Consider the following 11,694-nt stretch of genomic DNA (forward strand, 5'->3'; position numbering starts at 1 on the left):
CCTTCCACGTCGTCCGCGGTGAGATCGACGGGGTCCATCTCGCCGTGGGCGCGCAGCACTTCGGCCACCACGGCGGGCTCCGGGGCGTCGTCCGCGAGGACGTTGACGAGCGCCGCGGTGCGGCGGGGCGGTCCGCGCCCGCCGCCCCCCCCCCGCCCCCCCCCCCCCCCAGGGAAAAAACCCCCACCGCGCGGGGCCAGAGGGCCTCCCCGCACCACCCGGGCCGCCCCGGCCCCCCCCGGAGGGGGCCCCCGCCCGCGCGCGGCGGCCCCCTCCCGCTGCTCCGATTCGTGCTCCGTGTCGGTGGTCGCTGCCACTGGTCATCCGCCCTTAACTGACGAGCGCATCCGGCTTGCCCTTGCTGCGCGGCCGTTCCTCGACCATCTTGCCCCACACGATCATGCGGTACTTGCTGGTGAACTCCGGCGTGCACGTCGTCAGGGTGATGTAGCGGCCGGGCTCCTTGAACCCCGACTGCTTCGGGACCGGGTCCAGCACGCTGACGTTGCTCGGCGACGTCACCGGCAGGATCGACGCCATCTTGTAGACGAAGTACTTGTCCTGCGTCTCCACGACGATCGGATCGCCCGGCTTGAGCTTGTTGATGTACCGGAACGGCTCGCCGTGCGTGTTGCGGTGCCCCGCCAGCCCGAAGTTGCCCGTCTTCGCGTCCGGCATCGCCGTCTTCAGCGCGTCCTCCCCGTAGTGCCCGACCATGCCGCGGTCCAGCACCTTCTTGCTGTTGATGCCCTCCGCGATCGGCACCACGACGTCCAGATCGGGAATGTGCAGCAGCGCGAAGCCCTGACCCGGCTCGAAGGTCCCCGGGTTGCGCTTGCCGCTCGCCCAGTCGTCCTGGAGGTTGCTGGCCGCCTTGTCCGCCTGCGCGTGCGCCCGAACGTTCGTCCACCACAGCTGGTAGGTGACGAAGAGCAGCATCAGCACGCCGGTGGTGATGAAGACCTCACCGATCGCCCGGCTGGCGATCACCGCGGCGCCGGGCTTGCGGGCCCGGGCCTGACGGCGGGCCTCCACGCGCGACAGCGGCGCTTTCGCCTCCTCGGCCGACTCGGAGTCCACCGACGCCCCGCGCGGCGCTCCACGACGCCCGTGACGCCGTTTCGCGGCCTTCCTGCGGGCCGCGCGGCCACCGGTCGGGGCCGCGGTCCCGGCCGCCCGCTCCGGCGGCGGCTCGGGGATCCGCAGCGCCACCGTCTCGTCGTCGACCGGACCGGTGGGGCCGGTGGGACCCGCCGGGGCGAAGTCCTCCTGCCATCCGCCCCCGAACGCACCGGAATCCCCGTACGGCCGTCCGTACGAGGATCCCTGGTCACCGGCCGTGCCGGAGTCGCGCTCGGGGCGCAGGGCGGTCACGCCGTGGCCCTGCCCACCACCGGGGCGAGCCCCGCCGACCTCGCCACCGCGTCCTGGTCGCCGCACTCCACCAGCCAGTTGGCCAGCATCCGGTGCCCGTGCTCGGTCAGCACCGACTCCGGATGGAACTGCACGCCCTCCACGGCCAGTTCACGGTGGCGCAGGCCCATCACGATGCCGTCGCGGGTGCGGGCCGTCACCTCCAGCTCGGCCGGCACCGTGCCCGGCTCCGCCGCCAGCGAGTGGTACCGGGTGGCGATGAAGGGGGAGGGCAGACCCGCGAAGACACCCGCGCCCGTGTGCTCGACCGGCGAGGTCTTGCCGTGCAGCAGCTCCGGCGCCCGGTCCACCACACCGCCGTACGCCACCTGCATCGACTGCATGCCGAGACAGACGCCGAAGACCGGGACACCCGTGGCGGCGCAGTGCCGGACCATGTCGACGCAGACGCCCGCCTGCTCCGGCGCCCCCGGTCCCGGAGAGAGCAGCACGCCGTCGAAGCCGTCCTGGGCGTGCGCCGTCGACACCTCGTCGTTGCGCAGCACCTCGCACTCGGCGCCCAGCTGGTACAGGTACTGGACCAGGTTGAAGACGAAGCTGTCGTAGTTGTCGACGACGAGGATGCGCGCGCTCACTGGTTGTCCACCGTCACATCGTTGAAGGGAAGCAGCGGTTCGGCCCACGGGAAGACGTACTGGAAGAGGACGTAGACCACGGCCACGACCAGCACGAGCGAGAGCAGCGCCCTCACCCACGCGTTGCCCGGCAGATGCCGCCAGATCCAGCCGTACATGCCGTCCCTTCCGTCGCACCGCGGCGCCAGACTCACGCCGCACCGCACCAGACTAGCGGCGCGGGGCCCTCCGGAACGGCCTCACTCCACAGGCTGGGCATAGTGCAGGTCCGCCGTGCCCGAGTAGCCGGGCAGCGTCGCCCTCCCGTCCTCCTCGACCTTCCAGCCGAGTCCGTACACGTTGACGTACACCATGTAGTTCTGGATCGCCGGCGACGCGGCCAGCGTCTCCTTGAGCCGCTCCGGATCACCGACCGCCTGGATCTTGTACGGCGGTGAGTAGACGCGGCCCTGCAGGATCAGGGTGTTGCCCACGCAGCGGACCGCGCTGGTGGAGATCAGCCGCTGGTCCATGACCTTGATGCCCTTGGCGCCGCCCTGCCACAGCGCGTTCACCACGGCCTGGAGGTCCTGCTGGTGGATCACCAGGTAGTCGGGCTGCGGCTCGGGGTAGCCGGGGAGCTTGGCGGTGGCGTCCGGCGGGGCGTCGTCGAGTGTGACGGAGATCGCCTCACCCGTCAGCTCCTGCGTGCCCGCCTCCTCCTCCAGCGCGGCGAGCTCGTCGTCCTCCGACTTCGACCGCCCGTCGTCGCGCTCGGCGAGCGACTCGATGTCGTGCCGCAGGCCGGCGTTCGCCTCCTCCTGCTGCCCGTTCTCCTGGCTGCGCTCGTGGATGAGGTCGGACAGCTTGAGCAGCGAGGCGTCCGTCCGGATATTGGTGCCCTTCGCGGTGTTGAAGCTGGTGAAGAAAATGAGTCCCGCGAGAGCGAAGACGGCTGCCGTGAGTACGCGCACGGGCCGGAAACGGCGCCGGCGGGCAGGGCTGGATCCCGTCCCGGGGGAGTCGGCAGAATTGCTCAACGTACCCTTATCTCCTTCGGCGCCACGGAAGGACTACGCTAACGGACGCCCGGGGGAGCGCTCAGAGTCCCCTTGTAGCGCATCGACAGGAGAGACCCTCGTGCCGAAGTCACGTATCCGCAAGAAGGCCGATTACACGCCGCCGCCCGCCAAGCAGTCGACCAGCATCAAGCTGACCAGCCGCGGCTGGGTGGCACCCGTCATGCTGGCCATGTTCGTCATCGGCCTCGCCTGGATCGTCGTCTTCTACGTCACCGACGGTTCACTGCCGATCGACTCGCTGGGCAACTGGAACATCGTCGTGGGCTTCGGCTTCATCGCCGCCGGCTTCGGCGTCTCCACGCAGTGGAAGTAGCGCCCCGATAGCTCTGCCCAGGGCTATCCACGGAGTTATCCACAGGCGTTATCCACATGGGGAAAAGAAAGACGATCTGTGGATAACCCCTAGGACGTTGACGCCGGTGTGACGGAAGTACTGGCATCCGAAAACATGTTCGCCCCCTGCCTGACCTGCGGAAACACTGGTCAGTGACAGGGGGCACATCTGTTCCCGCACACTGTGCACAAGATCCGGCACCCACTGTGGAAAACGGATGCTCAGGTGAGCTGTGCGCTCCTCAACAGGGTCAGCCCCACGACGACCAGCAGGACCAGCGCACAGGCGCCGTACTGCACGAGGGTCCGCCGCTCGCGCGGTGCGTGGAGCATGGCGAAGCCGATCACACCGCCGGCGACGAGACCGCCGATGTGTGCCTGCCAGGCGATGTTGGCCCAGGTGAACGTGAAGACGAGGTTGATCGCCAACAGGATGACGACCGGCCGCATGTCCGCGTTGAGGCGGCGGACGAGCGCGGCGGTGGCGCCGAAGAGGCCGAAGACCGCGCCGGAGGCGCCGAGGGTCGCCGTGGTGGGCGAGGCCAGCAGATAGGTGAGGGCGCTGCCGGCCAGGCCGGAGACCAGGTAGAGCGTGAGGTAGCGGGCTCTGCCCAGCGCGGCTTCCAGCGGGCCGCCGAGGAACCAGAGGCTGATCATGTTGAAGCCGATGTGCCAGATTTCCTCGTGCGTGAACATCGTGGTCACCAGGCGGTACCACTCGCCCTCCGCGACGCCCTCGGTCGGGACGAAGGGGGCGGGGGGCCAGCGTCCGATGAGCACCATGTCGCTGAGGAAGGACGACGGGAGCGCCTGTACGGCGATGAACACCGCCGCGTTGATCCCGATCAGGATCTTGGTGAGCAGGTGCGGGTCGGCGGCGACCGTGCCCCCGGCCAGGGTGCGGGGCCGGGAGGCGGCGGGCGCGGGGCCACCGCCCGTGCGGCCGGCGGCGCAGTCGGGGCAGTGGAAGCCGACGGACGCGTTGATCATGCAGTCCGTACAGATGGGGCGTTCGCAGCGGGTGCAGCGGATGCCGGTCTCGCGGTCCGGGTGGCGATAGCAGCCGGGCAGGCTCTGGGCTTCCGGCGGGCCTGCTGCCGCGTGGTCCATGACTTCCCCTCGGTCGTCCCTGCGGGCGGTGTGCGCGCGTGCGCCGCCTCGCCCTTTTTTACGGTTGGGCGGAGCGTTTGGTTCCTGCCCGGTGCGGGGGGAGGTCAGCCCTGGCGGGTTTCCACGACGACGGTCTCGAGGACGATGTCGTCGACCGGGCGGTGTGTGCGCGGGTTGGTCTGCGCCGCGGCGATGGTGTCCACGACCTTCTGACTGGCCGGGTCGGTGACCTCGCCGAAGATGGTGTGCTTGCGGTTCAGCCAGGTCGTCGGGGAGACGGTGACGAAGAACTGCGAGCCGTTGGTGCCGGGGCCGGCGTTGGCCATGGCGAGCAGGTAGGGCTTGTCGAAGGCGAGGTCGGGGTGGAACTCGTCGGGGAACTGGTAGCCGGGGTCGCCGGTGCCGTTGCCGAGCGGGTCGCCGCCCTGGATCATGAAACCGCTGAGGACCCGGTGGAAGACGGTGCCGTCGTAGAGCCTGTCCGTGGTCTTGTCGCCGGTGGCGGGGTGGGTCCACTCCCGCTCGCCTCGGGCGAGTTCGACGAAGTTCTTGACCGTCCTGGGTGCGTGGTTCGGGAGCAGCCGGATCTCGATGTCGCCTTGGCTGGTCTTGAGAGTGGCGTAGAGCTGCTCGGCCACGGGGGTGCCTTCCGTCGTCTGGTGGTGCGCACCGATACTCCCACGGGCGAGGGCGCGTTCGGCGCTGATACCCCCGGGTCCGAGCGCGGGGAGCCGATCCGTGGCATTGTCGGGTACGGGCTCGCGTTGCCCGGTATTCACCCGTTATTGAGCTTGTTCTGCTCTTGTTCGCAACTTCATCACCACTTGCCCCAGAGAGCCCGAGGGCATCGTCGGTGACCCGGATGGCCGCCCTCACATGCCTGGCTTTGCGTCCACAGGCATGATCCGTAAAAGGGTGGAAAGTCGAATTACCGTACGCCACCGAGGAGGAGGAACCCGTGACCCGCATCGACAGCGTGCGCGCCGCGACCGGTTCGGCGAAGGACAGCGTGCTGCACGCCGCGGAAGTGGTGGCGCCCTACGCCGACACGGCCAAGGACAGGGCCGCTCACTACGCACAGGAGGCGCGCGTACGGCTGGCGCCCAAGGTGTCGCAGGCCGCAGACCAGGCCCGCCACCAGTACGGGGCGCATGTCGCGCCGCGGCTGGAGCAGGCCCTTACGCATGTGCCGCCGAAGGTGGACGCCGCCGCGCAGGAGGCGGCGATCCGCACCCGTCTGGCCGCTCGGCAGGCGGCCGACTATTCACGGCCGAAGATCGAGCAGGCGGTGGCCGCGGCCGGTCCCGTGCGGGACGAGGCGACCGCGCGGGGTGCCGCCGCGCTGGCCGCGCTCCGGGGTCAGGTCACGGCGAAGGAGATCGAGAAGCTGACCCGCAAGCACCAGCGGCGTGCGACGGCCGGCCGGATCGCCAGGGTCCTGGCGGTGGCGGGTCTGGTCGCGGGCGGCGCTTTCGCAGCCTGGAAGTGGTGGGACAAGCAGGCAAACCCGGACTGGCTGGTGGAGCCGCCGGAGGCGACGGAGGTGCCCGAGTCAGGGCGGCTGACGTCGGTGGACGGCACCGGTGAGGCAATTCTCGACCCCGAGGTGCAGGCCAAGCAGGCGCAGGATGAGGCGGCGGAGGGCGACGAGCCCCGCTGACCCTTCTCGGACCGCTGTCGCCGTGGGGCGGAAGACCTTCGGGTCTTCCGCCCCACGGCGATGTTTCACGTGAAACGGCGGCTCAGCGGCCGTAGCGGCGTTCGCGCAGTGAGTAGGAGCGCAGGGCGCGCAGGAAGTCGATCTCGCGGAAGTCCGGCCAATAGGTCTCGCAGAAGTGGACCTCGGCGTAGGCGGACTGCCAGAGCAGGAATCCGGAGAGGCGCTGCTCCCCGGAGGTGCGGATGATGAGGTCGGACTCGGACCGCGTCTTGGAGTACAGGTGCTTGGAGATGTGCTCCATGGTGAAGGTCTCGATGAACTCGTCGATGTCCCCGCCCTGCGAGCTGTGCTCGGTCAGGGCCGAGCGCACGGCGTCGACGATCTCGCGACGGCCTCCGTAGCCCACGGCGACGTCGACCTTGGTGCCGCCCTTGCGGCCCTGGGTGGCGGCGGTGGCGGTCTTGAGGCGGCCGGCGGACTCGGCGGGCAGGAGGTCCAGGGCGCCGACCGCTTCCACGCGCCAGGGGTTGCCGGGGGCGGCGAGCCGCTCGACGACTTCGGCGATGATGTCGATCAGCGGGTTCAGCTGGTCCTCGGGCCGGTGCAGGTTGTCGTCGGAGAGCATGAAGAGGGTGACGTGCTCGATCTGCGCGGAGTCGCACCAGCGCAGGAAGTCCAGCACCTTCGCTCCGCCGGCCCGGTAGCCCTCTCGCGGGTCGTCTATGCCCGACATCTTGGCCCAGCGGCGGTTGCCGTCGAGCATGATGCCGATGTGCTGGGGGCGTGGGCGTCCCTCCAACTCCTTGACCAGGCGCTTCATATACAGCGCGTCGAGAGCGGCCCGTACCTTCGCCCGCATGCTCTACCCCTTCCACCTCGTCGGTAGCGACCGGACGCCTCCGACGGCGATGAGCCACGTGGCACCGGCCCGCCGGGGTGTGGTGGTGGTGCCCTGTGGGGTGACGATATCAAGAGCAGACAGCACCGCCCGGGTGCCGAGCGGCGGCCGTCCGGGGGCCCGTTTCGGTCCGGTCGCGTGGGCCGCGCGGTCGTTTCCCGTGGTCAACTGGGCCTTGTCGTGCGGTTGTTGATGATCGTTGGGATCGCGTGTCCACCGGCGGCCGAGGTGCGCGGGTGCGGTCGGTGAGGAACGTCTCCGCGCCACCGGGGCGGATATCGGGCGAAACGCCCTCAGAGGGCGCCCCGACGGCGGTCCAGGTGCCGGGTTCCAGGCCGGCCGCCCTGCTGCCGGCGTTCACCAGCTGACCCCCGCGGCCACCGGCAGGTGGTCGCTGCCCGTGGCCGGCAGTGTCCAGGAGCGGTCCGTCCGTACGCCCCTGACCAGGATCTGGTCGATCCGTACCACCGGGAAGCCGGCCGGATAGCTGAACCCGAAACCGTGCCCGGCCTGCTCCTGGGCCGAGTCCATCCGCGAGGTGATGCCGTCGAGGGCGCCGTCGTCCACGGTGCCGTTCAGGTCGCCGAGCAGCACCATCCGCTCGTTCTCCTCGGCGGCGACGGCCTCGGCGAGCGCCTGCGCGTTGCGGTCGCGGCTGCCCGTCCAGAAGCCGGTGCGGGGGAGCACGCGCACGGACCCCAGGTGGGCGACGTAGACCGCGAGCGGCCCCTGGTCCGTGGCCACCGTGGTGCGCAGGGCCCGGGTGGAGGCGAGCTTGACGGCCTCCGGCTTGGTGTCCGCCAGCGGCCCGTAGTCGATCCTGGTGTCGACCGGCGCCGTGCCGGACAGCGGCAGCCTGCTCCACAGTCCGACCGTGCCCTGCACCGTGTGGTGGGGGTATGCGTCCGCGAGTTCCTTCTCGTACGTGGCCCGGTCGCGCTCGGTCAGCTCTTCGAGGGCCAGCAGGTCCGCGCCGGAAGCGGCCAGGTCACGGGCGGTGCCGACGGGGTCGGGGTTGGCGGCGCCGACGTTGTGGCTGACCACGGTGAGGTCGCTGTCGCCCGGGCGGGACTTGTCGGCGATCATGTTGCCGAAGAGGCTCGTCCACGCCACGCACGGAACCAGCAACGCGACGGTCGCGGTCGCGGAGCGCCGCAGCAGCGCCGCGACCAGGAGAACCGGTACGCCCAGGCCGAGCCACGGCAGGAAGGTCTCCACGAGACTGCCGAGCCCGGCCCGGTCCGTGACCAGTGCGTGCAGCGACAGGAGCAGGCCGAGCAGCACCGCCAGGACGGCGAGGACCCGGCCGCGTCGCCAGGGTCCCGGCCGGGAGAGGGCGCGGACCACCCGTCGCACGGGCGCGCTTTCGGAGCCGGCGCCAGGGCGGCCGGGTCCGCCCCGTCCGGTCGCCACCGTGTCCACCTGCCGCATGGCCCGCCCTCGCTCACCGTGCGTGTCGCTCGTCTTCACGTCGAACGCGCTGGTCATCGCTGCGTCCGCGGGTCCTGCGCGGCGTTGTCGTACATGGCCGGGCAGCCGTGCCCGACGGCCTCGGGGCGCAGCTCGTAGTGCCAGGGCTCGTTGGCGTAGGTCTGGCAGAGTCCGTACGCGCTGCCGTTACGGGAGAGCCAGGCCGTCGCGTCGGAGCCCCCGATGTCGACGGCGTCTCCCGACACGTGTGCGGAGGTCTCCGGAGTCGCCACCCACTTCACGGCCTCCTCCTCGGAGCCGTACTCGTCGACCGCCTCGTCGAGGAGCTGTTTCTGGTAGTCCTCGGAGCGGTGGCCGCTGTTGACGCGGAACGCCTGGACGCCGTCGGCCTCGGCGTCCGCCGCGGCCCGGCGCAGGGCCGCGAGGAGCGTGGGCTCGAGACGGGTCACGGCCGGGACGTCCGTGTCGAAGACGGTCGTACCGTCGGGGACGACACCGTCCTCCTCGTCGATCACGCCGGGGGGTTCCATGGGCCGTGCCCCACCGGGTGACGCGGTCGGGGACATGTGCGGTGACGGGAACGCCAGCGCGTGGCAGCCGAGGGCGGCGATGATCAGGGCGGCCACCAGCAGGCCGATCTTGCGGATGTCGGTACGCCGGTGGGGCTTCATGTGTGCGGATGCGTCGCGAGTCATGCCCCCAGACAAGCGAAGGGGGTGTTGCCGCCGCGTACGCGAATTTCGATATGCCGACGACATGCGGCGGCTCCTCGCACCGGAGCATGCGAGCGCTGGTCGTCGAGGACGAGCCGTACAGGGCGGCATCCGCGACGCACTGCGGCCGGCGGCGATGGCCGCCGACATCGCGGGGGGGACGGCGGCATCCCCGGCCCCTCCGGCGACGAGGCCGCACGGCGCTTCCTCGGCTCCGGCGGCGGCATGCCGATCCCTGTGCTCACCGCCGCCGCCCGGTTCGGCGACAAGGCCTCGGCGGTGCGCTGAGCCGCCGGAGGACCGTGAACGCCAAGCGCCCGCGGCACGCGAAAAGCCCCTCCGAATCACGTTTCCGCAGTTCGGAGAGGCTTCCACCAGTGGAGCCTAGGGGAGTCGAACCCCTGACATCTGCCATGCAAAGACAGCGCTCTACCAACTGAGCTAAGGCCCCTCGGGAGGCGGCGTCGGTCGCTTCGGGCGGGCCGACGGTCACCGCGGACAAGAGTACCGGGTCGCGCCCCGGATCTCACAAATGATTGGGGCTCCCGGGGAACGACCACGCTCCGTAAGATGCTCGGCGTGGTTCGCTGGAGCGAACTGCGGTTCTTGGGGAAGCGATGGGGAGACGCAATGGACGCCGCACAGCAGGAAGCCACCGCGAGAGCGCGGGAACTGCAGCGGAACTGGTACGGGGAGCCGTTGGGGGCGCTCTTCCGTAGGCTCATCGACGATCTTGGTCTCAACCAGGCTCGTCTCGCGGGGGTACTGGGACTGTCCGCGCCGATGCTCTCGCAGCTGATGAGCGGTCAGCGGGCGAAGATCGGCAATCCCGCGGTGGTGCAGCGGGTGCAGCTGCTGCAGGACCTGGCGGGGCAGGTCGCGGACGGCAGTGTGAGCGCGGCCGAGGCGACGGAGCGCATGGACGAGATCAAGAAGTCGCAGGGGGGTTCGGTGCTCAACAACACCACGCAGACGACGAGCAGTTCGGGTGCGCCCACGGTCAAGCGGGTGGTCCGCGAGATCCAGTCGCTGCTGCGCTCGGTGGCGGCCGCCGGGGACATCATCGACGCGGCGGACGCCCTGTCCTCCTCGCACCCGGAGCTGGCGGAGTTCCTGCGGGTGTACGGAGCGGGCCGCACCTCGGACGCGGTCGCGCACTACCAGTCCCACCAGAACTGATCCCGGGGTCCGGCCGCCACAGGGGGGTCGCGGCCGGACCCGGGAGTGGCGCGAGGGGAGGAGCGACACACAGCCATGGGTGAGGTCTTCGCCGGACGGTACGAGCTGGTCGACCCGATCGGCCGCGGCGGGGTCGGTGCCGTCTGGCGTGCCTGGGACCATCGCCGCCGACGGTATGTGGCCGCAAAGGTGCTCCAGCAGCGGGACGCGCACTCGCTGCTGCGGTTCGTCCGCGAGCAGGCGCTGCGCATCGATCATCCCCATGTACTCGCGCCCGCGAGCTGGGCCGCCGACGACGACCAGGTCCTGTTCACCATGGACCTGGTCACCGGCGGCTCCCTGGTCCACCTGATCGGGGACTACGGCCCGCTGCCGCCCGCCTACGTGTGCACGCTGATCGACCAGCTCCTCGCGGGCCTCGCGGCGGTGCATGCCGAGGACGTGGTCCACCGGGACATCAAGCCCGCCAACCTGCTCCTCGAGGCCACCGGCACGGGCCGGCCTCGGCTGAGGCTGTCCGACTTCGGCATCGCGATGCGGCTGGGCGAGCCGCGGCTGACCGAGACCAACCTCGTGGTGGGGACGCCCGGTTACCTCGCGCCGGAGCAGATGATGGGCGCGGAGCCGGACTTCGCCGCGGACCTGTTCGCGGTCGGCCTGGTCGCCCTGTACCTGCTGGAGGGGGCCAAGCCGGACGCCAAGGCGCTGGTACAGCACTTCGCCGAGCACGGGACACCGGCCGCGCCGCAGGGGATACCCGAGCCGCTGTGGCAGGTCGTCGCGACGCTGGTGCAGCCTGATCCGCCGGCCCGGTTCCGTACGGCGACGGGGGCGCGCAAGGCGCTGGCCGCGGCGGCGGAGCTGCTGCCGGAGCCGGGGCCCGACGACGAGCTGATCGAGATCTTCGACCAAGTCGGCCCGCTGCCCGCCGGGTTCGCCGCCGACGGTCCGCTGAAGCGGGCGTCCGGACTGGACGACGCCCGGCCGGGAGACCCGTCGACGGACCCGCCGGGAGCCCCACGAACCGACCCACCGACCGACCCGCGCCGCCCGTCCGCGTCGGTCAGGCCGTCGTCCCCGGCGTCGCCGACGCCTTCGCGTCCCACGTCGCCGCCGGCCTCCTCCACACCGTCGGCGCCCCCGGAGCCGTCGTCCTCCGCACCGTCGGCGCCCCCCGAGCCGTCGTCCGCCATGTCGGAGACCGGCAGCTTCCACCTTCCGCCCCCGCAGCCGACCCTCACCTCCGCCGCGAGGGAGGGAGCACCGACGCCCGCCCCGCACCCGCCCGAGTACCCGCCGC

General features: G+C 70.9%; 13 protein-coding genes and 1 tRNA gene. 4 read left to right on the top strand and 10 right to left on the bottom strand.

Features of this window, described 5'->3' with window-relative positions:
• Positions 1–330: 330 nt before the first annotated feature.
• From DMH12_RS33460 to DMH12_RS33475, 4 genes are all read right to left on the bottom strand, one after another.
• The gene (locus tag DMH12_RS33460; RefSeq protein ID WP_125495124.1) at positions 331–1,374 is read right to left on the bottom strand and encodes a class E sortase; all 1,044 of its coding nucleotides are present in this window, start codon (positions 1,372–1,374) and stop codon (positions 331–333) included.
• Complete coding sequence (locus tag DMH12_RS33465) at positions 1,371–2,009, bottom strand: aminodeoxychorismate/anthranilate synthase component II (RefSeq protein ID WP_125495125.1); 639 nt, start codon at positions 2,007–2,009, stop codon at positions 1,371–1,373. Before DMH12_RS33465 ends, DMH12_RS33460 begins: the two co-directional genes overlap by 4 nt.
• Positions 2,006–2,167: a hypothetical protein gene (locus DMH12_RS33470; RefSeq protein ID WP_163015848.1), complete on the bottom strand. Its 162-nt coding sequence runs from the start codon at positions 2,165–2,167 to the stop codon at positions 2,006–2,008. Before DMH12_RS33470 ends, DMH12_RS33465 begins: the two co-directional genes overlap by 4 nt.
• An 81-nt stretch (positions 2,168–2,248) precedes the next feature.
• Complete coding sequence (locus tag DMH12_RS33475) at positions 2,249–3,028, bottom strand: DUF881 domain-containing protein (protein WP_185832708.1); 780 nt, start codon at positions 3,026–3,028, stop codon at positions 2,249–2,251.
• A 100-nt stretch (positions 3,029–3,128) separates the two neighbouring features.
• Here DMH12_RS33475 and crgA point away from each other — a divergent pair, with 100 nt between their 5' ends.
• Entirely contained in the window at positions 3,129–3,383 is a 255-nt protein-coding gene (gene crgA, locus DMH12_RS33480; protein ID WP_122616583.1) for a cell division protein CrgA, read from the top strand.
• Between the two features lie 242 nt (positions 3,384–3,625).
• On the opposite strand, the gene DMH12_RS33485 is transcribed toward crgA, so the two are convergent.
• Together DMH12_RS33485 and DMH12_RS33490 are read right to left on the bottom strand one after the other, a co-directional pair.
• Complete coding sequence (locus DMH12_RS33485) at positions 3,626–4,513, bottom strand: rhomboid family intramembrane serine protease (RefSeq protein WP_125495126.1); 888 nt, start codon at positions 4,511–4,513, stop codon at positions 3,626–3,628.
• A 104-nt stretch (positions 4,514–4,617) separates the two neighbouring features.
• Positions 4,618–5,151 (bottom strand): peptidylprolyl isomerase, encoded by a 534-nt coding sequence (locus tag DMH12_RS33490; protein ID WP_125495127.1) that lies wholly within the window; start codon positions 5,149–5,151, stop codon positions 4,618–4,620.
• A 320-nt stretch (positions 5,152–5,471) separates the two neighbouring features.
• Here DMH12_RS33490 and DMH12_RS33495 point away from each other — a divergent pair, with 320 nt between their 5' ends.
• Positions 5,472–6,173 (top strand): DUF5324 family protein, encoded by a 702-nt coding sequence (locus DMH12_RS33495; RefSeq protein WP_125495128.1) that lies wholly within the window; start codon positions 5,472–5,474, stop codon positions 6,171–6,173.
• Between the two features lie 82 nt (positions 6,174–6,255).
• Here DMH12_RS33495 and DMH12_RS33500 read toward each other — a convergent pair whose 3' ends face one another.
• The 4 genes from DMH12_RS33500 to DMH12_RS33520 form a co-directional block, all read right to left on the bottom strand.
• Positions 6,256–7,032, bottom strand: a complete 777-nt coding sequence (locus tag DMH12_RS33500) for an isoprenyl transferase (protein WP_122616579.1) — start codon at positions 7,030–7,032, stop codon at positions 6,256–6,258.
• Between the two features lie 396 nt (positions 7,033–7,428).
• The gene (locus tag DMH12_RS33505; RefSeq protein ID WP_399189745.1) at positions 7,429–8,559 is read right to left on the bottom strand and encodes an endonuclease/exonuclease/phosphatase family protein; all 1,131 of its coding nucleotides are present in this window, start codon (positions 8,557–8,559) and stop codon (positions 7,429–7,431) included.
• A complete protein-coding gene (locus DMH12_RS33510) occupies positions 8,556–9,197 on the bottom strand; it encodes a M15 family metallopeptidase (RefSeq protein ID WP_125495129.1) in 642 nt (213 codons plus the stop codon). Before DMH12_RS33510 ends, DMH12_RS33505 begins: the two co-directional genes overlap by 4 nt.
• Positions 9,198–9,593: 396 nt before the next feature.
• Positions 9,594–9,666: transfer RNA gene (locus DMH12_RS33520), tRNA-Ala, on the bottom strand.
• A 179-nt stretch (positions 9,667–9,845) separates the two neighbouring features.
• On the opposite strand from DMH12_RS33520, the gene DMH12_RS33525 reads away from it, so the two are divergent.
• A complete protein-coding gene (locus DMH12_RS33525) occupies positions 9,846–10,394 on the top strand; it encodes a DNA-binding protein (protein WP_114528355.1) in 549 nt (182 codons plus the stop codon).
• Between the two features lie 75 nt (positions 10,395–10,469).
• Positions 10,470–11,694 (top strand): serine/threonine-protein kinase (locus tag DMH12_RS33530; RefSeq protein ID WP_148107570.1); only part of this gene is annotated, 1,225 nt, incomplete at its 3' end.

Source organism: Streptomyces sp. WAC 04229, assembly GCF_003947455.1.
Lineage (GTDB): Bacteria > Actinomycetota > Actinomycetes > Streptomycetales > Streptomycetaceae > Streptomyces.

Coding starts and splice junctions, on each gene's coding strand:
- DMH12_RS33470 (WP_163015848.1), bottom strand. CDS start 2,167: ATGTACGGCTGGATCTGGCGGCATCTGCCGGGCAACGCGTGGGTGAGG.
- DMH12_RS33485 (WP_125495126.1), bottom strand. CDS start 4,513: ATGGACCACGCGGCAGCAGGCCCGCCGGAAGCCCAGAGCCTGCCCGGC.
- DMH12_RS33500 (WP_122616579.1), bottom strand. CDS start 7,032: ATGCGGGCGAAGGTACGGGCCGCTCTCGACGCGCTGTATATGAAGCGC.
- DMH12_RS33505 (WP_399189745.1), bottom strand. CDS start 8,559: ATGACCAGCGCGTTCGACGTGAAGACGAGCGACACGCACGGTGAGCGA.
- DMH12_RS33510 (WP_125495129.1), bottom strand. CDS start 9,197: ATGACTCGCGACGCATCCGCACACATGAAGCCCCACCGGCGTACCGAC.
- DMH12_RS33525 (WP_114528355.1), top strand. CDS start 9,846: ATGGACGCCGCACAGCAGGAAGCCACCGCGAGAGCGCGGGAACTGCAG.